The following is a 21,711-nucleotide window of genomic DNA, read 5'->3' as shown; positions in this document are numbered from 1 at the left end:
TATAACCAACGGCTAATAACTAACATATTAGGATTGCTATAGATTATTCTTAACATTAAAAATATGATAAAATTGGCAGTTAAAAATACTATTTATCCCCTCATTAAATCATCACCAGATTTTTTAATTATCGGAGTGCAAAGAGCAGGAACTACATCGTTATATAAGTATTTAATAAATCATCCACAAATTATTATTAGTCATAAATTAAGAGAAACTTATTACTTTGATATTGATGATAATTATGACAAAGGTTTTGGTTGGTATTTAGGACATTTTCCCTTTTTATGGAATAAAAGAAATAAACTTACTTTTGAAGCCTCTCCTAGTTATATTTTATCCTCAAAAACTATGTTTAGAATTAGAGAAAAATTAGGTAAAATTAAAATGATTCTTTTATTAAGAAATCCTGTTGAAAGGGCTTATTCTGCATGGCAAATGTTTCATAGTTATACAAATATAAGCAATCAAAAACTACGAGATAGAGCAGATAATCGTAGCTTTAGTGAAGCAATTACTCAAGAATTAAATGAGCCTAATCAAATTAATAAATATCCTTATAATTATTTAAAAAGAGGTAGATATTATGAGCAATTATGTAATTATTTAGAATATTTTTCTCTTGATGAGCTTTTAATTTTAGACTTTAAAGAATTTGCTAAAAATCTTAATGAAAGTTTAAATAAAGTCTCTAATTTTCTGAATATAGATAACTTTTCTAAAGAAGAAATTGACTTATATAAACAACAAAAATATGCTGTAGCAACTTATAAAATTAGTGATGAAGATAAGTATTTATTAGAAAAACTTAAAGATTATTTTATGCCATTTAATGAGCAATTATATCAACTTTTAGAGATTAATTATAATTGGTAATGGTTATAAAAGCTAAATCATAAGAATATAAACTTAAGAATGTCAAAAATAAAAGTAGGTTTTTTATCAGCACATAATTATTTTGATTACAATACTTCTTCTGGTACACCTTATCGAATGTATAAAGCATTAAAAAATCAGAATATAGAAATAATTAATTTAGGCTATCCTCATAAAGTATCGTTTTGGGAAAAATTAAAAAAACGTCTATTGAATCCCTCTTTATCTGTTCATGGTAATTTATCAGAGAATATAGTTAATTGGCAAAACTTTGGTAAATTAATCGAAAAACAGTTAAGAAATAAACCTTGTGACATCATTTTTGCACCTTTTGCATCCAGAGAAGTTGCTTTTTTAGAAACAAATATTCCGATAATTTATAGTTCTGATATTACTTTTAAGTTACTACAAAATTATTATCGTTCAGATTTTAGTGCAAATGAATCTAAATGGCGAGAAAAAATAGAATTAGATAGTATTAATAAATCCCGAAGATTAGTATATCCTTCCCAATGGGCGGCACAATCAGCTATTAATGATTATCAAGCACCATTGAGTAAAATAAGTATTGTTGCTTATGGTGCTAATTTAGATAATCCCCCCAAAACAGAAGAAGTTTTACAAAGAAGAAAATCTCTTTCTCCTTGTCGCTTACTATTTATCGGTAAAGATTGGCAAAGAAAAGGAGGTGATATTGCTGTAGAAACTTTGAATATTTTAAATAGTCGAGGCTTTAATACAAGTTTAACGATGGTTGGTAGTGTGCCACCATCACCGATAGATAATGATAAATTAACAATAATTCCTTTTTTAGATAAAAATTCCCCTACACAAAGACAAAAATTTAATCAACTATTTTGGGATTGTAACTTATTCATTTTCCCAACTCGTGCGGATTGTTCTCCTATTTCTATTTGTGAGGCTAACGCATTTGGGCTTCCCGTTATTAGTAGTAATGTGGGAGGTATTCCTGATATTGTGACAGAGGGGAAAAATGGTTATTTGATTGATATTTCAGCCACTCCAGAAGATTATGCTAATTCTATTGAGCAATTAATTAAAAATCCCCATGTTTATGAAGAATTAATAATTAATTCCAGAAATGAATACGAGACAAAGTTAAATTGGGACAAATGGGCAGAACAAATATACGTTATTTGTAGTTTGTTTCTGTGAATGAATAAAATTATTTTAAAAATACTCAAATATTAGTAATTATTCTACCTATTAACTTGAATAAAAGTCTTTAAATCAATATTTAATCGAAAGATTCACTAAATTTTTTGGATAGAAAAAGTTATTTTACGTGAATATATATGAACATTTTTTAGAAATAATTCCCCAGCAATTAAGCGATAGCAACAAGTATAAGTGCTATATTTTAAAATAATAATTAATAATAAATTATGATTGATAATCAACAATTTTTAACCCCAGAAGAATCCCTCGAAGTCGAAAAAGCCTTACTTACATCCTCAGAAAAGTTTTTAACTCGTTTGACTATCTCATCTTTAAGGTTACTACAAGTTATCGCTCAAGATTTGAATATCTCTATTAATGACTTAACCAGTGAGCAAATTATTATATGGATGGAAAAAGACAGTAAAACTAGAAAAGAGCAAGGAAAAGATCAAGCCGTACTTAAATGGGAAAATTAACCATGTTCATCAGTGCAACCGTGCCAGAATAATTCAATAATAGAATAAGTTAAAAATTTAAAAGTAATTGATTCATGACCTCAATAAGTGAGTTACATCAACAGATTAAAAGTAAACAACGTTCCGCACTAGAAATTACGGAAGAATATTTAAACAATATTGAAAAATTAGAACCACAAATTAAAAGTTTTTTGTGTGTTACTAAAGATTTAGCCCTTGAAACGGCAAAAAAAGTTGATCAAAAAGTTGCCAATGGTGAAGACATAAATATCTTAGAAGGCATCCCCATCGCCATTAAAGATAATATGTCCACTAAAGGCATTCCCACTACTTGCGCTTCAAGAATTTTAGAGAATTTTATCCCTAGCTATGAATCTACTGTCACTCAAAAATTAAGAGATCAAGGGGCAGTAATTTTAGGTAAAACTAATTTAGATGAGTTTGCTATGGGAAGTTCGACAGAAAACTCTGGTTATCAAGTCACCGCTAACCCTTGGGATATAACTAGAGTGCCCGGAGGTTCTTCTGGTGGTTCAGCCGCCGCCGTTGCCGCTAATGAATGCGTGGTGTCGTTAGGCTCAGACACTGGTGGTTCAATTCGTCAACCTGCTTCCTTATGTGGTGTGGTAGGTTTAAAACCGACTTATGGCTTAGTCTCTCGTTTTGGTTTAGTTGCCTATGCTTCTTCTCTAGATCAAATTGGTCCTTTTGGTTATACCGTAGAAGATACCGCTATTTTATTACAGGCGATCGCAGGATATGACAGTAAAGATTCCACCAGCTTAAAAGTCGAGATTCCAGACTATACAAAATCTTTCAGTAATGACTTAAAAGGTGTCAAAGTAGGTATTATTAGAGAAACCTTCGGGGAAGGATTAGATAACGTTGTCGCCGAAAGTGTCAATGTTGCCATCAAAGAATTAGAAAAATTAGGTGCACAGGTAAAAGAAATTTCCTGCCCTCGTTTTCGTTACGGTTTACCCATTTATTATATTATCGCTCCTTCCGAAGCCTCAGCGAATTTAGCCCGTTATGATGCAGTAAAATATGGCATTAGAAACGAAGCTGATAACCTCTTAGAAATGTACACCAGTACTAGATCAAAAGGATTTGGTGCAGAAGTGAAACGCAGAATAATGCTCGGTACTTATGCTCTTTCCGCAGGTTATTATGATGCTTATTACCTCAAAGCTCAAAAAGTCCGTACCTTGATAAAAGAAGACTTTGATAACGCTTTTGCCGATGTGGATGTGTTAATTTCTCCTACTGCACCAACCACCGCTTTTAAGGCTGGAGAAAAAACCGATGATCCTCTTAGTATGTATTTATCAGATTTGATGACTATTCCCGTAAATTTAGCAGGTTTACCCGGCATGAGTATTCCTTGCGGTTTTGACAGTCAAAACTTACCTATCGGAATGCAATTAATCAGTAATGTGTTACGGGAGGATGTTTTATTTAAAGTTGGTTATGCTTATCAACAAGCCACAGATTGGCATACAAAACGCCCCAATTTAAACTGATTTTAAGATTGAGATTTGGGTGAGGGAAGTAAAAATAAGTAATAAGTATTAGATTAGTCCAAGAAAATCTTTACTATTAATCGGGGAAAAAAAGGGAATATCGAATTTGGATAATTATCATTATTTGATTATTAGAAAGAAATAATATAATTTAAAAATATCTTTCAATATTAACCATAAATATGAATCAAAAATATCATGTAATTTATGATGGTAATTGTAATTTATGCGTTACTTTTACCCAATTATTAGAAAACTTTGATAAGGGGAATTTATTTAATTATATTCCTATGCAAGATACAGAAGTTTTAGCACAGTTAAAAGTTACTTCTGATGATTGCGAATTAGGAATGATATTAGTTAATCGTAATCATCTTAACGAACGTTGGCAAGGCAGTTTAGCCGCTGAAAAAATAATAGAATTATTGCCAAATGGTCAATTATTTATCACCGCTTATCGTGCAATTCCGAGCTTAAAATGGTTGGGAGATAAAAGTTATTTACAAATCAGAGATAATCGTTATCAATGGTTTGGTAGTCGTGAAAAAACCTATTATTCAATCTATGGTTTAAGCTGTAAAAATAATCCTGATTGTGATAATTTATAAACAATAATGGATTTAATTTTTTATTCTTGAATAAGTTTAATATTCATTTCCAAAAAGAAGAAGTAATGAGTATATAGTAAATAAAGATGAAAATTTTAAAAGTTAAAAGTAAATTATGTCTCGTATCCTCATTAAGCAATATCGTCAAGAATTAGAGAGAATTATTCGCTACGGTGGTAGTCGTAATGAAGGGGCGGTAAGAAGGGCAATGGGTAGTTTATTAAATGGTTATTGTAAACCGAGAAATTTTGTTTTAGTTGAGGAGTTAACCATTATCAGCCCTCTTAAAAATAATATTAGGCTTGACGGTATTGTTAAAGATGCTTTGAGGTTAGACTGGGGATATTGGGAAGCCAAAGACGAAAAGGATAGTTTAGATGCTGAAATTGAGGCTAAATTTAAGAAAGGATACCCCACGGATAATATTTTATTTGAGGATACCAAAACAGCCGTATTAATCCAAAATGGGGATGAATCATTACGGATTAATATGGAAAATGATGATGATTTAGACAAGTTAATTAATCAATTTTTAGACTATGAAAGGACAGAAATAAAAGATTTTCGTCAAGCTATTAATACTTTTAGTCAAGATTTACCCACTATTTTAGATACTCTCAGAAATTTAATTGATAGTCAATCCCCCTCACCCCTAACTCCTCTCCCACAAGGAGAAGGGAATAAGGCGTTTATTGAGGCAAGGGATAAATTCTTAAAAGTATGTCAAGAATCCATTAATCCAGACATCAAAATAGCTGATATTAGGGAGATGATAATTCAGCATATTTTAACAGAAGATATTTTCACTAATATTTTTAGTGATGCTCAATTTCACCAAGAAAATAATATTGCTAAACAATTAAATGAAGTCATCAAAACTTTCTTTACTGGTAATGTTAAAAGGAATACTTTTAAGACGATTCAAAGTTATTATAATGTTATTATTCGCACGGCTTCTAATATAGTTAATCATCAAGAAAAGCAGAAGTTTTTAAAGGTAGTTTATGAAAACTTTTATAAAGCCTATAACCCGAAAGAAGCGGACAGATTAGGTATAGTTTATACCCCTAATGAGATAGTAAAATTTATGGTACAAAGTACCGATTATTTACTAGAAAAACACTTTAATAAAACATTAGGAAATAAAGGAGTAGAAATATTAGATCCTTGTACTGGTACAGGTACTTTTATTACGGAAATATTAGATTATTTATTAACAAGAGATGTGGAGTATAAGTATAAAAATGAGATTCACTGTAACGAAATTTCTATCTTACCTTATTATATAGCAAATCTGAATATTGAATATTCTTATCAACAAAAAATAGGGGAATATTTAGAGTTTAATAATATCTGTTTAGTTGATACTTTAGACCATACTAATTTTGGTGGTAAACAGTTTGATTTATTCTCTATGAGTCAGGAAAATACTGAGAGAATTAAACGTCAAAATGAGAGCAAAATATCAGTTATTATTGGTAATCCACCTTATAATGCTAATCAGCAAAATGAAAATGATAATAATAAAAATCGCAGTTATGACGCAATTGATAAACGAATAAAAGAGACTTATGTTAAAGAAAGTACAGCCCAAAAAACTAAACTTTATGATATGTATTCTCGTTTTTTACGGTGGGGTACAGATAGATTAGATAATGATGGTATTATCGCTTTTGTTTCTAATTCATCTTTTATTGATGCTAAAACTTATGATGGATTTCGTAAGTTAATTGTTGAAGATTTTAACGAAATTTATATTATTGATTTAAAAGGAAATGCTCGTAATAGTGGAGAGAGAAGACGACAAGAGGGAGGAAATATTTTTGATGATCAAATAAAGGTTGGAATTGCGGTTTATTTTTTAGTAAGAAATAGCAAATTAAAAGGTTGTAAAGTTTATTATAACGCTGTTGATGATTATAAAAAAGCAGAGGATAAATTAAAGTTTTTAAGTGCTAATAATTTAGAGTCAATTAATTTTGAAACTATTAATCCTGATAAAAATAATAACTGGATAAATTTAGCAGATGATAATGATTTTAATACTTTATTACCTTTAGTAAATAAAGAGACTAAATTATCTAAAAATAAAGATGATGAAAAAGCTGTATTTAAGTTATTTTCTAATGGTGTAAATACAGCTAGAGATGAATGGGTATTTGATTATAATGTGAATAATTTATCGGAAAAAATTAAATATTTTATTGATAAATATAATTTAGTAGTTAATCAATTTGATAATAAAAAAATAGATGATATTTTGGATGCTCCAATAAAATGGAGTGCTGATTTAAAGAAAAGTTTATTAAGAAACTGTATAATCAACTTTAATGATGAAAAAGTAGTTGAATATAATTATCGTCCATTTATAAAAAATTATTATTATTCAGAGCAATTATTATCAGATAGACTAACTTCAAATCACTATGAAATGTTTGGTATTGACTTAAATAAAAATAATTTATTAATTATTATTTCTAATCCAAACTTATCTAAAAAATTTTCAATTTTGTCTTGTATAAATTTAGCTGATTTTCATTTAGTTGGTGATACCCAATGTTTGCCATTATATCGATATGAAAAAGGAGAGAGAATTGATAATATAACAGATTGGGGATTAGAGCAATTTAGAGATAATTATGGAGATAAAAAGATAGAAAAAGAAGATATATTTAACTATGTTTATGGAGTTTTACATAACCCAGAATATCGTCAAAAATATGAGCTAAACTTAAAGAGAGAATTTCCGAGAATACCCTTTTATGATGATTTTTGGCAATGGAGTAAATGGGGTAAACAATTAATGGAATTACACCTCAATTATGAAACTATTAAACCTTATAAATTAACTAGAATAGACATCCCCTTAAATAATCCAGAAGCTACTCCTAAACCTAAACTAAAAGCCGATAAAACTAACCATAAAATTATCCTTGATGAAGTCACAACTTTAGAAAAAATACCTTCAGAAGCATGGGAATATAAACTAGGTAATCGTAGTGCATTAGAATGGATTTTAGACCAATATAAAGAGAAAAAACCTAAAGATAAAACCATAGCTGAAAAGTTCAATAACTATCGCTTTGCTGATTATAAAGAGCAAGTAATAGAGTTATTAATGAGAGTGACTACAGTCAGTATTGAGACCATGAAAATTATTAACCAGACGAATAAATACAAAAAAACTAAGAACAACACAAATTTTGAATAAAAAAAGACAGGTAATAAAAATAAAACCTGTCCTTGTTGATTATTTTTTTGTAAAGTGGATAATACCCACAGTATTTATACCAATAAACTATTTAACAGTAGCTTTAGCACCAGCTTCTTCTAACTGTTTCTTAATGGTTTCAGCTTCCTCTTTACCGACACCTTCTTTAATAGCTTTAGGCGCAGCTTCGACTAATTCTTTGGTTTCTTTTAAGCCTAAACCAGTGATGGTACGAACGACTTTAAGAACATCCATTTTCTTCTCGCCGAAACTTTCTAAGATAACGTTAAATTCAGTTTGTTCTTCAACTTCTTCAGCAGGAGCAGCAGCCGCAGCTACAACAACACCACCAACAGGAGCAGCAGCACTTACACCAAATACTTCTTCAATTTGTTTAACTAACTCGGACGCTTCTAATAAACTTAAAGTTTTTAACTCTTCAACAATATTTGCTACTTTATCAGACATAATTAAAATTGATCTCCTTTGTACAATTAATTAAATAAACAGCGAAACCGATTATGATTAAGCGGCTTCTTTTTGAGATTTGACAGCATCGATAGCACGAGCCAAAGAAGTAGGTACTTCGTTGATACCACGAGCAACTTTTGCGGTAATAGCATTGATTGAACCAGCAATTTGACCAATGAGTTGATCTTTGGTAGGTAAGTCGGCTAAGGCTTTCACCTGTGTTTCACTGAGACCTTGTCCTTCCATGACACCGCCTCGTAATTCACTTTTCTTACGCTCTTTCTGAAATGCTTGATAAGCACGAACTGCATTACCAATATTTTCTTCATCAGCTAAGATAAAAGCCGAAGTACCTTTTAAATAAGGGTTAATGGCTTCCCATTTTTCGTTACCTTCTACCGCTTTACTCATTAAGGTGTTTTTTGTCACCTTACAGACGTTACCACTTTCTCTTAAACGGTTACGTAAATCGGTAATGTCAGCAACACTAAGCCCCTGATAATCAACTACGAATGCTAATTGAGATTGTTCAAGTAGTTGTTTAATTTCAGCTACTTCTTGTTTTTTGCTCTCTAGGGATTTAGATATTGTTCTCACCTCCTTAGGTGTTGAATTTTGTTGTTTTTTAAATTTGATTTTTAGTCAAACCCAAAATATTTATCGACCAACGGACACAAAAAAACCCAAGCCATACTTAGCCGGGTTTTTGGTTGATGTGTTGAGATAGTTTTTTATAATAAACCGTAATCAAAGAAAATAGAATATTTCCTAAAATCACATTTACTGATTATCTGCATCAACCTAGGCAGGTATATTAAGCTAATTTATTCGCTCCTGCTGTCTTCGGCTTCAGCCAAATTTAATATATATTTTGACTTTAAGCTTAACATTATAACTTAACTTAGTTTTATTTTCAATCTTTTTTGATTATTTTGCTCAAAACTTATCAAACAATAAATATAAATTGTTTATTACTTCATTATTTTGTTTTTCATAATTCTTTCTTTTATATTCTTTGTTGTTACTGATAATTTTATTAAATGAAGAAGGATATAAAATTACTTCATTATTATTAAAATATTAAACCAAATAATAATTAATAAAAATTAAAATAACATATTCAAAACTTGAAGAAGTATTTTATTGTTTTTTATTCTGTCCCTTCACTTATTATTGATCTATAGTCTTTTCTACTGATCAATCAATTTTTTTTGATAATAATTTTGGTTTCTAATCTCTGTATTTTAATTTCATTCTTCTGCTATAATTCTAAAACAATCAAAATAAAAGCTTTAAGAGAATCAACCATTAAGAAAAGTAAAATAAGAAAAGTAAAAAAAAACTTTTCCACTGATAAAATATTTAATCCTGATTACATAGTCAATATATTAGTTATTCCTGTAAAACTGTTGAAAAAGTTATGGTTAAAAAAGTTAGTTTAATTGTTGCAATTGTATCAATTTTTACACTCTTAGATTCTTCATTCGCTAACAGTCAAGAAATTAGTATCGATGGCAATACAGCTACCATTGTCACCAAAAATGGAGAACGCATCGTAATTGACGGCAACACATTATCCAGAGACGGGAAAAACCTCTTTCACAGCTTCAAAGAATTTGGTTTAACGAATCAACAAATAGCAACTTTTTTAACAAATCCCAATATTCAAAATATTTTAACCAGAGTTACAGGGGGAAATCCATCTTATATTAACGGCTTAATCGAAGTTGTCGGTGGAAACTCTAACCTTTTTTTGATGAATCCTGCAGGAGTTGTTTTTGGTCAAGGAGCTAGTTTAAATGTACCAGCAGATTTTACCGCTACTACCGCTACAGGTATTGGCTTTAGTAACGGAATTTTAAACGCCATTGGCAATAATGACTATCAAAATTTAACGGGTAATCCTACTAACTTTATTTTCAACACTCAACAATCAGGAAGTATTATCAACGCGGGGGATTTAAAAGTAGCACAAGGAAATAACATCAATCTTTTTGCGGCTAATATCATCAATACAGGTACAATCGAAACTGCCCAAGGGAAAATCAACATACAGGCGGTTAAAGGTACATCAAGGGTAAAAATAACTCCTGAAGGTAGTTTATTGAGCTTAGAGCTTGATATCCCGAAAGATGAGCAAGGAAATTTATTAGGCTTCACCCCTCAAGATTTACCAACTCTATTAACAGGGGCAAATAATAGTGGTGTGACAACGGGGAATGTCATGGTTGAAAATAATCAAGTACAAGTGGCTAAAAGTAATATCCCTAATGAAACGGGAATTGTCATTGCATCAGGAAAAATTAGTACTTCATCGGCAAATAAAGGGGGAGAAGTAACGGTATTAGGGGATAAAGTTGGGGTGATTGATGGTGAAATCTCTGCGAGTGGTGATTTAGGGGGCGGTAAAGTTTTATTAGGTGGTGAGCGTCAAGGAAAAGGCACAATTCCCAATGCTCAAATTACCGTTATTGATAAAAATTCTACTGTGAATGCTGATGCCAACTTAAGGGGTAATGGGGGAGAGGTTATCGCCTTTGCCAGTGATTATCTAGGAGTTGATGGTCAATTAACGGCAAAAGGTGGCTTGATTTCAGGGGATGGTGGATTTATTGAAACCAGTGGTTTAAAATCATTTTCGATCAACACAGTGCCTGATGTGGGTGCAACTAATGGCACAGGTGGAGAATGGTTAATTGATCCTTACAATATTAATATTCTCGATAATTCATTGGGAGAAGTGATTAATGAGATAAATGAAGACATAAATAATGTCTTTACACCTAATGATACGGGTGCTAGTTTATCAGTGGGTATAATTAGAGATGCTTTAGTCGATGGAGACGTCAAGATATACACAGGAGATTCTGGGAGTGAAGAGGGTAATATAACATGGAATGCAGACGCAAATTTATTTTATAGAGCTACAGGAAAAACTTTAACCTTAAAAGCGGCTAACGATATATATTTCAATGGCAAAATACAACCCTCAACTCCTTTGTCAGGAGAGTCTCTCAATGTCGTCTTTCACGCTGATGCAGATAACAATCAAGCGGGAGGAATTATTATTGAATTCGGCTCATCTATTATTACTAATGGTGGAAATGTAATTCTCGGCGGTGGTTCAAATCCTCTTCTTGATGCCGCAGTAGGCACGAATATTTTTAATCCTAATGGTGTTTTTATTGGTGGTGAAATTGATGCTGGTGGAGGAAATATTAATATCATTGGACAAGGATATTTAGGAGGGGGAAATGCTAGTGGTTATAGTGGTATTGTTTTATCAAGAGGAAGTCTCACTACCAGTGGCAATGGTACTATTACTCTAAAAGGTACTGGCGGAAGCAACACTAATCCTATCAGTGAAATGGGAGAGAATGTTGGCATTGTAATTGATTCTGGTAATATACAATCTGACACGGGAAATATTTTTTTCGAAGGGATAGGAGGAACTGGAGGAAATAACAATAATGGTATAGTGATTGGTAATTCCATATCAACAGCTAGTTCCATAATTACTAATGGTGGTTCAATTACTTTAAAAGGTAAAAATGACGCTCCATTCTCACCCCATTCTATTCGGATTCTCAATAACCCACAAAGTACCGTTATTCAGTCAGGAGGCGGTGATATTAATCTAATCGGTGAAGGAAATTCTACAGGGATGGAAATTAACAATTCCCAAATTGCTTCTGGTGGCGGAGCGATAAATATTAATATACCTGTAGGCTCCGTGAATAGCAACTCTATTGGAATAAATAATAGCACAAATATTGATTCAGGTGATGGAAATATAAACATATCCGCAACAGATTTGCGTTTTGGCATAGGTGTTTCTGATTCATCAATTCTTTCAGGTGATGGAAATATAGATATAGTATTGGATGGGAACATCGATTTTGGTAGTAGTGCAACAGGTATATTTATTAATTCTTCCACTATTGAGTCCAATGTAGGAAATCTTAATCTTGAAGTAAAAACTCTTGATATACCAACCTCTTTTAGTAATGCTGTTGGTATTTTCTCCAGTTCATTAATTTCTGATGGTGCAATTTCCCTAACAGGTACAGGAAAAACAGGTATTAATATTAACGGAAGCTTAATCAATACTTATACTACTGGGACTATTACAATGAATGGAATCAGTAATAGTAATGTTAATGATGGAATGTCTGATGGTCTTAAGATTATTAATAGTAGTATTTTTGGCTATGATGGCGAAATTCGTTTAAAAGGTACAGCTACAAATGGTAATGGTATTACGATACGATCTCAACCTATTGATGTTGGTGACGGATTCTTCGATTCAGGTCATACCGAAATTGCTACATTAAAATCTATTACTTTAGAAGGACAAAGTGACTCTGGTAAAGGCATTACTATTAACGGTAATGGCGGAAGTATTTATATCTCTAACTCTCGTAGTGGTGAAGGTGTTACCATTGAAGGTACAGGCTCAATTACTTTTATCGGTAAATCAGAACAATTTGATGCCGTTAATATCTCTAGTACTGTGGATCCAGATTACGGCGGATCTGTCTCAATCTTTAATGCTGATACAATTAATGGTAATTTAATTTTTAGTGGTACAACCAATACTAATAATCCAGATCAATATCCGGCAGTTACAATTTCTGGAGAGGGAACAAATATTGAATCTGGCAATGATTTGACCATTACCGCCAATGCACCCATTCGTCAAGATAATTTATCTTTTTTAAAGGTAGCTGGAAATACCAATTTAACTATAACCGAAGGTAGTAGAACCAATGTTAATTTTACTAATAACAATTTAACTGGCACTGTTTTAGATGAAGTTTTAATTGGTGGTAAATTCACCTTAAATTCTACAGGAAATGTTATTCAAACAGGTAATGGGAAGGTACAAGTTGCAGGAGAAACAGTCATAGCTCCTTCAGCCGAAAAACTCACAAATGCAGATAATATTATTAATGCTGAAACTAATTCTGGCAGTATCATCGATGATGGTTTAGGGAATTTAATCATTACTCAAATTGGAATTGTTGATGTATCTGAGGTTTTGACAAACGCTAAATATAATCTAGATATAGATGGCAACTTAACAGTTATCAGTGAAACAGGAGGAGGAGGTTTAGGGTTTGATGCACCAGCATTTACAGGAGGAGATGCTATTACTTTAAATGGTTCTTTTCAAGGAAATTTAAGTATCACAACTCCAGCACCTAGTATTAGTTTTCAAGCGGCTCAACTCCCCGGTATTATCCAATCTGATCTTATTACAGTTACAGGTACAACATTTTTAGATGCTACACCTGAAGGTGATATTACTTTAACCAAAAATAATGATTTTCAAAATATTATCTCTATCGGAGGTGCAAAGAATGTCAGTATCACAGATATTAATAATTTGAGTCTCTTAAATCTCGATTCAGATATTAATCCCATTGATATTAACATTGGTGGTAATTTGCTATTAAAATCAGGAGCTATTACCAAAATTGATAGTAATATTCGAGCAGAAAGTAATGGAGAAGGTAAAACTATTACTATTGATAGCGTAGGAGATATTTTGACCAAGAATTTGAATACTTTTGGTTCATCTTCAGGAGGTGCAGTTACATTAACATCTCAACAGGGTGTCATCTCAACAGGTAATATTGAATCCTATTCTAATGTTGGCACGGCAGGATCAATTAATCTTGAGTCAAAAGGAAATATAGTTACGGGAAATCTTGCCTCAGAGGGCAATAGTAGTTTAGGAAGTGGAAATATTATAGTTAGTAGCACTGATGGTTCTATTACCACAGAAACCATTGATCCAAGTAGTGGTAAAAGTGACGCTGGAGATGTTGAAGTTAATGCTCTAAATGATATTACCATCAACGGGATCGATACTTCTTCCTATGCACCTGAAAATGGAATCGTGGGGGATGCTGGAAATATTACGATTAAGAGTCAACAAGGTTCTATTTCCATTCTTGATACTATCTTCGCTGAGTCTATTAACTTACAAGTGGAAGATCCAACCAAAGGTAAAGGTGGTAATGTCTTTATTTCAACTGGGGCAGGAGATATAACAGTTACAAAAATTGATGCAGGTTCAATTACTAATTTAGCAGGAACAATTAATCTTAGTACCAATAATGGGTCTATTACTATCGGTGATTTTTTAAGTTCTTTAGGAGAAATAGATAACAACATCAATATTACCGCCACTGACAGTATTGTTTTTGACGAAAATGGCTTTTATGGTGGTAAAGTACTTTCTCTTAAAAATGCCAATAGTAACGATGAAATAACTATCGGTAATGGAAATAATTTAACTATCCTCAATTTAAGCTCGATGGATGAATTTAGCTCGATGATTGTGGGAGAAAGTTTTCAAGTTGGTAAAATTACTGTTAGTGAACCACTTTCGATCAAAAATCCTTTAACCCTTCAAGCTAGTAGTCTTCTTATCGATAAAAATATTCTATCTACAGGTAATGCCCCTGTAACTATAATCGGTTCAGGTGCAACCACAACCTTAAACGCAGATATTACCACTCAAAATAGCCCAATTATCATCAGAGATAGTGTAATCTTAGGAAATAATGCCCGTCTTGCCACTAATGATTTAGGAAGTTCAGGAGCAAATATAGAGATTACAGGTACAGTTAATGGTACATATAATTTCAGCCTCGATAGTGGCATTGGCGATATTATCTTTGGTGATGCTATTGGCAATAGTCAACCCTTAGGAGATATTACCGCTAATAGTCAAGGTGTAACAACACTTAAAACGGTTAACGCTAATAGTCTAATAATGAACAGTTTAGGTAGTACCATCTTAAATGGTAACGTTACTACCACAAAAGATCAAACTTATAATAATTTAGAAATTTTCAAAAATACAAATTTAACGAGTAATCAAGGAAGTATAATATTTCAAGGTAATCTCAATACAGGATTTAATGATTTAACGCTCCTTTACTTAACAAATATTATCTTTTCTCCCAATAGCTTAGTTACTTCTAGCGGTGGTAATTTATTTTTGCAAAAACCTAGTAACAATTTTGGAATTAATAATGCTTTCAGTATTTTTACTGGCTTTAAAAGCATTACTGTGGGACAAAATTCTACATCGGGAGTAATTTCAATTAATCAACCCACAACAATTAATGATCCTTTAATTCTTCAGGCTAAAAATATTATTGTTAATCATAGCATTAGTGCCAACGATGATGCTTCTCTAACTATCTTTGGTGCTGGGGCAACAACAATCCTTAACGCTGACATTCTTACTCAAGGCAATAAAATAACGATTAATGATGGTGTTTTGTTAGGCAATGACGTTACCCTTTCTACTACAAATTTAAGTAATCAGGGTGCTGATATTACTATTACTGGGACAATCAATGGTAGTAAGAATTTAACTTTAGATGCTGGTAATAGCAATATTTTTCTTAATAATGCTATTGGTTTTATTGAACCACTCAATAATTTATCGATCACCGCCAATCTCACTAATTTTAATGGAGGATTAATTAAGACTATTGGTAGTCAAATTTTTAATACCAATTTAGTACTTCAAAATCCAACTATGTTTGATTCTGATAATTTCTCCAGTCAAAATATTACAAGTAATGGATTTGATATAACGATTAGTGCTATCAATAACATTCAAACAGAAAATATCGTAACTTCTGGTAATCGTGGAGGTAATATTACCCTTACTTCGGAAACAAGTACGATTAAAACGGGAATAATTTCTGGAACAGGAATTGATGGTAATGGTGGTGCAGTATTAGTTAATACTCCTAATGATATTGAAATCACTAGCATTGACACTCGAAGCAGTAACCAAACAGGTGGCAGTGTTAAGATAACAACAGCAGGTACACTAAAAATAACTGATACTATCGAAAATGGTGATTTTAGTATTGATAGTAGCGGTGGTATTAGTGGTGGTTCTATTAACATTAATTTGTTTCCTGAAGGAGTAGACAATACAAACAAACTAGATCCTCGCCTACCTTTTATTGTGGGAGATTCTAGTAACAGTGGAACTGAAGGACTTATTACTAATGGAGAATTCACTATTCAAGTAGGACAATATTTTGACGCATTTCAAGTCGGAAATATTAGTGTTGAATTACTAGAACCACCTGTAGAACCACCGGTAGAGCCACCGGTAGAACCACCGGTAGAGCCTCCGGTAGAACCACCTGTAGAGCCACCGGTAGAACCACCTGTAGAGCCACCGGTAGAACCACCTGTAGAGCCACCGGTAGAACCACCGGTAGAACCACCGGTAGAGCCACCGGTAGAACCACCTGTAGAGCCACCGGTAGAACCACCGGTAGAGCCACCGGTAGAACCACCGGTAGAACCACCGGTAGAACCACCGGTAGAGCCTCCGGTAGAACCACCGGTAGAGCCTCCGGTAGAGCCTCCGGTAGAACCACCGGTAGAGCCTCCGGTAGAGCCTCCGGTAGAACCACCGGTAGAGCCTCCGGTAGAACCACCGGTAGAGCCACCGGTAGAACCACCGGTAGAGCCTCCGGTAGAACCACCGGTAGAGCCTCCGGTAGAACCACCGGTAGAGCCTAATAATCCAGAAGAAACAAATAATCAATCTGATTCAGATTCTCAGAAACGTTTATTAGTAAGTAATCCCGATAATGCAGTGATCCGAGCTGATGATATTTCTTCTTCTCGTATAAATAATTCTAATGAAACAACACCTATTTATCGCATAGATCAGGCACAAGAAATTTTAACTACTATTGAAAAAGAAACAGGGGAAAAACCAGCATTTATTTATGTTAACTTTACTCCTAAAGGGTATCAACCTTCTGATTTAGAAGAAGAATTTGCCCGTCGAGAAATAGGAAATACTCAGGAGTACAGAAAAATTAATATTAATAAACCTAATCTTAAACCTAGTATTGAGCTTAAACCATCTCAAGAAGATCAACTAGATTTGTTGATTGTCACAAAAAAAGGACAGCCTCTCAGAATTGTTGTACCAATTACTCGTCAACAAATAGTTGAGTCTGCTACTAATTTATGGTCAACAGCATCAGATAATTTTGCTTTAAACGGTGATTATAAACCTTATGCTACTGAGTTATATAGTTGGTTAATTGCACCTATTGAAGATAGATTAAAAGAAGAAAAAATCAGTAATTTATTATTTATTTTGCCCTCGGAAATTCGTTTTATTCCCGTTGCCGCCTTATATGATGGTAATAGTCAAGAGTTTTTAGTGGAAAAATATAGTAGTGGTTTAGCACCAAGTTTAAATCTGAATGATAATCGTTATCGTCCAATCAAGGATTTAAGTCTTTTAGCTATGGGAGCATCACAATTTGCTGATAATCAAATTAATCCTTTGCCCGGTGTTAGTGTGGAAGTGCCTACTATTAAAAAAGTTTGGAATGAACAGGCAACGGAAGATTATCAAAGATATTTGAATAATAACTTTACTTTAGAAGAAATTAAACAAAATTTGGCTAGTAAACCTTTTGGGATCGTGCATTTTGGCACTCATGGTGAATTTAATGCCAATGAAACTACTAATAGTTTTATTCAACTATATAATTCTCGTTTACCATTAAATGACATTAATAGTTTAGGTTTAAATAGCCCTTTAGTGGAATTAATGGTTTTAAGTGCCTGTGAAACCGCTTTTGGAAATAATATTGCAGAATTAGGATTTGCTGGTTTAGCAGTGAAAGCAGGAGTAAAAACAGCCATGGGTAGTGTTTGGCAAGTCAGTGATACTGGTACTTTAGCATTAATGACTGATTTTTATGGACAACTAAAAACTCAATCAACTAAAGCAGAATCTTTACGACAAGCACAGTTAAATATGCTTAAAGGTAAAATTTATAAAACTGAAGATGGTAATGAGATTATTACTCCTGAACTAGAAGTATCATTAGATGGGTTGCCCGAAAACTCTCGACAAAAAGAAGATTTTTCTCATCCTTTTTATTGGGCACCATTTACGATGATTGGTAATCCTTGGTAAAATTTGTCTCTATTTTTATTTAGTGAATTTTTATTAATAAATTTATATGGAATCTTACGTTTTTAATTTATGATCAATTGTAGTGCTGATTTTGATGGAGATTATAAACAGCACTTTTCTTTACGATCACAAAAATGTTGAGATGACAGTTTTAAAGGTTTTTGATTTAGATTCACCAACAAATATCATAGAGCAACCATTTAATTCTGAACAATTTTCTGATGCTAATTCTTTATCTTGGGATATTGCAAATATTTCCGATACTGAAGATTTTATTTCAGAATTTGATGCTATGGCTTCAGAATCTTTTACAAATGTTAACGATATTCAGGAAAATCCTTTAGTAATTGTTCAATTAGGAGCGTCATCAGTGAGATTAAATCATGCTTTTTTAGAGGTTTTAGCAAAAGATTACGCTTATAGAAATTGGTCAGACACATCAAAGAATGAATTAGAATTACAAAATTCTGTTTATAATGTCAACAAAATTCCCTATAAAGTTGATAAAATTTGGGATGATAAAAATACTGGATTTTTCGCCGTCGGATTAACTGCACCAAATGAGCCATCTATTTTAGCCATAAAAGGATCAGCAAACTCATTAGATTTCTTAGATGATACTAATCCCAGAGGAGTAGGATTTAACCAATTTAACTCTAATAAAGATTCTGTTGCCGATTGGCTCAACGCTAAAAGTCAAGTTATTACCACTACCCCTTATATTACAGGTCATAGTTTAGGAGGTGCATTATCTCAGTGGATTGCATCTTATTCTACCAGTATTAACAGATTTCCTTTGGCTGAAGTTGTTACTTTTAATGCTCCGGGTATCTCTCCATCTGTTAATATTGATGGAAAAAATTATGGCTCTAATTCCTTTAAACCTGAGAATGTCAAAAATGGTGTTACTCACTACGTCACAGCTACAGATGTTGTCAGTTTAGCGGGATTAAACTATATTAATGGTGATTTTCAACTATTTCAATATACAGTCAGACCGGGTTTTATTATAGGCCCTCATACTAATCCTCTCTTAGCATCATCAATTGGTAGTAAACAAAAACCTTCTGATGGAGTTTTACGGCAACAATCTTTTTCTTCCTTAAATTCTCCGAATTTTAATTATAATTCTAATATAGATCATATCCTCGTGCGCATAGCTATGGCGTATATTCCAGCAGTAGGTCCGACTATTGCTAAGAGTTTGGGTAGTCGTGCTGGTGCGGAATCTCTGCGTACTGGTGCTGGTATAGGAATTAATGCCGTTATCAAGGCACTGTCTTTTATTAATGATAACATTTTCAATGCCCTAATTAATGGTGGTAGTTCTGCTTTTAACGCTATTAGCGATTGGAGTATTGATGGGTGGAAAAGTGTATCTTTATGGACTGGGGACACTTGGAAGAAAGTTAGTAATTGGACAACAGACGCTTGGGATTCCACTAAAAATTTTACGACAGATGCGTGGAATAAGGTAACGGATATAGTGACAGATATTGGCAACACTACTATTAATTCTATTAATTTTATTACCGATCAAACAATAACCATATTTAAGAAAATAATTCCTTTTTTCTCCCTTCAAACTTTTTCTGATGAGCTATTGGGAAATGGAGAAGCAAACACAACTTTTAATGATAATTCCAAGGTAGAAGTTAGTATTCGTATCTCTCAACCTAGTGATCAAGTAATTTCTTTAGAATATAACACCGCAGATAATACGGCGATAGAAGGAAAAGATTATGTTGCTTCTAGTGGAATTCTCACTTTTTTACCCGGTGAAACAGAAAAACAAATTCCCGTGGAATTACTTAATTTTGATACATGGCAAGATGGAAAAACCTTTGATATTCAACTGGGTAATCCAGAAAATATACTTCTACTTTTGGATGATGAAATTACCGTAACTGTTAATCCTAATAATTCACCTTTAGTTTTTAATTCTATTTCGGCTCAAGAAGTAGAGGTTAATGACTTATTTGTTTTAGAAATCCCAGATGGTACATTTATCGATGAAAATATTAGTGAAGGAGATGATTTAACCTATACTACCACTTTACCTGATGGTACAAATCTCCCTTCTTGGTTGGTATTTGATCCTTTCCTTTTACTCTGAGTTTTAGTGGCACTCCTAAAGCGATTAATCTTGATAATATAACGATTAAAGTTACTGCCACCGATGAAGCAGGGGAATCTGCTAGTCTTGAAATTCCTTTAAATGTGGTAATTCCAGAAGAAAATCTGGTGTTACCTGCGGGAGCTGATATTGGCACTTTATTTAAAGATAATGAAGACGATAATACTTTTCAGGGTAGCAGTGTTCCTGATGTATATGAACTAACTTCGGATAGTGCTAATATTATTCAAGGTAATTTAACCCAGTTAAACGGAGATTCTTTAAGTCAGTTTCATTCTGATGATGTTATCTTAGTCAAAAATACCCAGTTTACGTCTCAACAGCTAACCTTCAACGAAAATACTTTACAAATTGATGTCAATAATGACGGCGAAACGGATGCAAATATTATCCTCGAAGGTGATTATAGTAATGGTTCATTGATCGTCAAACAACTGTTAAATGACACTATTATCGCTTTTAACACTTCTCCTACTGCGGTTTTTTTAGCTAATGCAATTACTGAACTTAATAATAATATACTGGTAAGGGATGGCATACAGTTAGCTGAGATTGTTATCGAGGATGATGATTTAGGTGTAAATGAAATATCTTTAACAGGGAAAGATAAAGAGCGTTTTGAAGTTCGGGATAATGCTTTATTCTTGATTGGTGCAAATCCTAACTCTGAAATTCAAGATGAATATGAAGTAACATTAAATGTTTATGATCCTACCATAGATAATCAACCAGATGTTACAACTAATTATACTCTTAAGATTGTCAATGCTTCAGATAATGTTGATGCTTTATTAAATAGTCCTTTCTATCGTTTTCAAAATAGCGATTTTCATGGTATTTATATTTGGGCTGGTGACAAAGAAAGACAAACTATTAACCAAAACTATCCTAATTTTAAAGAAGAAGGAGTTGCTTTTAAAGTAGCAATAGAGCCTAATGATAATTTAATTCAGTTTAATCGTTTTCAAAATGAGTTAGGTGCTTATCTTTATGTCGGAGAAGCAGAAAGTCAAAACATCCGTGAAAATTATCCTAACTTCAAAGAAGAAGGAATTGCTTTTTATGCTTTAGATGGTAATGCTAATCGAGGTATTGATATTTATCGTCTGCAAAATACTCAACAACCGGGAACTTATATATTTGTAGGAGAAGAGGAAAAAAATAATATTCTTGCAAATTCTCCTCAATTCCAATTAGAAGGAGTTGCATTTGAAGCAATAGTTTAAT

The 21,711-nt window shown here is 32.7% G+C and carries 11 protein-coding genes and 1 other annotated feature; of the genes, 9 read left to right on the top strand and 2 right to left on the bottom strand.

Annotated features, from left to right (window positions below; translation table 11 throughout):
- Positions 1-63: 63 nt before the first annotated feature.
- The 6 genes from GM3708_RS00525 to GM3708_RS00500 all read left to right on the top strand — a co-directional run bounded on the left by GM3708_RS00525 (position 64) and on the right by GM3708_RS00500 (position 7,876).
- Positions 64-876, top strand: a complete 813-nt coding sequence (locus tag GM3708_RS00525) for a sulfotransferase domain-containing protein (RefSeq protein WP_066342968.1) — start codon at positions 64-66, stop codon at positions 874-876.
- A 39-nt stretch (positions 877-915) separates the two neighbouring features.
- Complete coding sequence (locus GM3708_RS00520) at positions 916-2,052, top strand: glycosyltransferase family 4 protein (RefSeq protein ID WP_066342966.1); 1,137 nt, start codon at positions 916-918, stop codon at positions 2,050-2,052.
- A gap of 230 nt (positions 2,053-2,282) precedes the next feature.
- Positions 2,283-2,534 carry a hypothetical protein gene (locus GM3708_RS00515; protein WP_066342961.1) on the top strand — a complete coding sequence of 84 codons (252 nt, stop codon included), beginning with the start codon at positions 2,283-2,285 and terminating at the stop codon, positions 2,532-2,534.
- Between the two features lie 74 nt (positions 2,535-2,608).
- Positions 2,609-4,057: an Asp-tRNA(Asn)/Glu-tRNA(Gln) amidotransferase subunit GatA gene (gene gatA / locus GM3708_RS00510; protein ID WP_066342958.1), complete on the top strand. Its 1,449-nt coding sequence runs from the start codon at positions 2,609-2,611 to the stop codon at positions 4,055-4,057.
- A gap of 182 nt (positions 4,058-4,239) precedes the next feature.
- A complete protein-coding gene (locus GM3708_RS00505) occupies positions 4,240-4,665 on the top strand; it encodes a thiol-disulfide oxidoreductase DCC family protein (protein ID WP_066342955.1) in 426 nt (141 codons plus the stop codon).
- A gap of 115 nt (positions 4,666-4,780) precedes the next feature.
- The gene (locus GM3708_RS00500) at positions 4,781-7,876 is read left to right on the top strand and encodes a type ISP restriction/modification enzyme (protein WP_066342953.1); all 3,096 of its coding nucleotides are present in this window, start codon (positions 4,781-4,783) and stop codon (positions 7,874-7,876) included.
- A gap of 87 nt (positions 7,877-7,963) precedes the next feature.
- Here GM3708_RS00500 and rplL read toward each other — a convergent pair whose 3' ends face one another.
- Positions 7,964-8,344: a 50S ribosomal protein L7/L12 gene (gene rplL / locus GM3708_RS00495; protein ID WP_066342944.1), complete on the bottom strand. Its 381-nt coding sequence runs from the start codon at positions 8,342-8,344 to the stop codon at positions 7,964-7,966.
- Between the two features lie 57 nt (positions 8,345-8,401).
- Positions 8,402-8,935, bottom strand: coding sequence for a 50S ribosomal protein L10 (rplJ, locus tag GM3708_RS00490; protein WP_066349285.1), 534 nt, complete (start codon positions 8,933-8,935; stop codon positions 8,402-8,404).
- A gap of 156 nt (positions 8,936-9,091) precedes the next feature.
- Positions 9,092-9,212 (bottom strand) — a sequence feature (ribosomal protein L10 leader region).
- A 555-nt stretch (positions 9,213-9,767) separates the two neighbouring features.
- Between rplJ and GM3708_RS00485 the strand changes: the two genes are divergently transcribed.
- The 3 genes from GM3708_RS00485 to GM3708_RS00475 all read left to right on the top strand — a co-directional run bounded on the left by GM3708_RS00485 (position 9,768) and on the right by GM3708_RS00475 (position 21,710).
- Entirely contained in the window at positions 9,768-18,347 is an 8,580-nt protein-coding gene (locus GM3708_RS00485) for a CHAT domain-containing protein (protein ID WP_066342942.1), read from the top strand.
- Positions 18,348-18,489: 142 nt separating this feature from the next.
- The gene (locus GM3708_RS00480; RefSeq protein ID WP_158505842.1) at positions 18,490-20,463 is read left to right on the top strand and encodes a Calx-beta domain-containing protein; all 1,974 of its coding nucleotides are present in this window, start codon (positions 18,490-18,492) and stop codon (positions 20,461-20,463) included.
- Between the two features lie 104 nt (positions 20,464-20,567).
- A complete protein-coding gene (locus GM3708_RS00475; protein WP_066342938.1) occupies positions 20,568-21,710 on the top strand; it encodes a hypothetical protein in 1,143 nt (380 codons plus the stop codon).
- Position 21,711 lies beyond the last annotated feature (1 nt).

The sequence above is a fragment of the Geminocystis sp. NIES-3708 genome (genome assembly GCF_001548095.1).
GTDB lineage: Bacteria > Cyanobacteriota > Cyanobacteriia > Cyanobacteriales > Cyanobacteriaceae > Geminocystis.
The sequence above is the reverse complement of the archived record's forward strand: the minus strand, read 5'-3'. Positions and strand labels throughout refer to the sequence as shown.

Coding starts and splice junctions, on each gene's coding strand:
- GM3708_RS00480 (WP_158505842.1), top strand. CDS start 18,490: ATGACAGTTTTAAAGGTTTTTGATTTAGATTCACCAACAAATATCATA.
- rplL (WP_066342944.1), bottom strand. CDS start 8,344: ATGTCTGATAAAGTAGCAAATATTGTTGAAGAGTTAAAAACTTTAAGT.
- GM3708_RS00500 (WP_066342953.1), top strand. CDS start 4,781: ATGTCTCGTATCCTCATTAAGCAATATCGTCAAGAATTAGAGAGAATT.
- GM3708_RS00515 (WP_066342961.1), top strand. CDS start 2,283: ATGATTGATAATCAACAATTTTTAACCCCAGAAGAATCCCTCGAAGTC.
- GM3708_RS00485 (WP_066342942.1), top strand. CDS start 9,768: ATGGTTAAAAAAGTTAGTTTAATTGTTGCAATTGTATCAATTTTTACA.
- GM3708_RS00505 (WP_066342955.1), top strand. CDS start 4,240: ATGAATCAAAAATATCATGTAATTTATGATGGTAATTGTAATTTATGC.
- gatA (WP_066342958.1), top strand. CDS start 2,609: ATGACCTCAATAAGTGAGTTACATCAACAGATTAAAAGTAAACAACGT.
- GM3708_RS00525 (WP_066342968.1), top strand. CDS start 64: ATGATAAAATTGGCAGTTAAAAATACTATTTATCCCCTCATTAAATCA.
- GM3708_RS00520 (WP_066342966.1), top strand. CDS start 916: ATGTCAAAAATAAAAGTAGGTTTTTTATCAGCACATAATTATTTTGAT.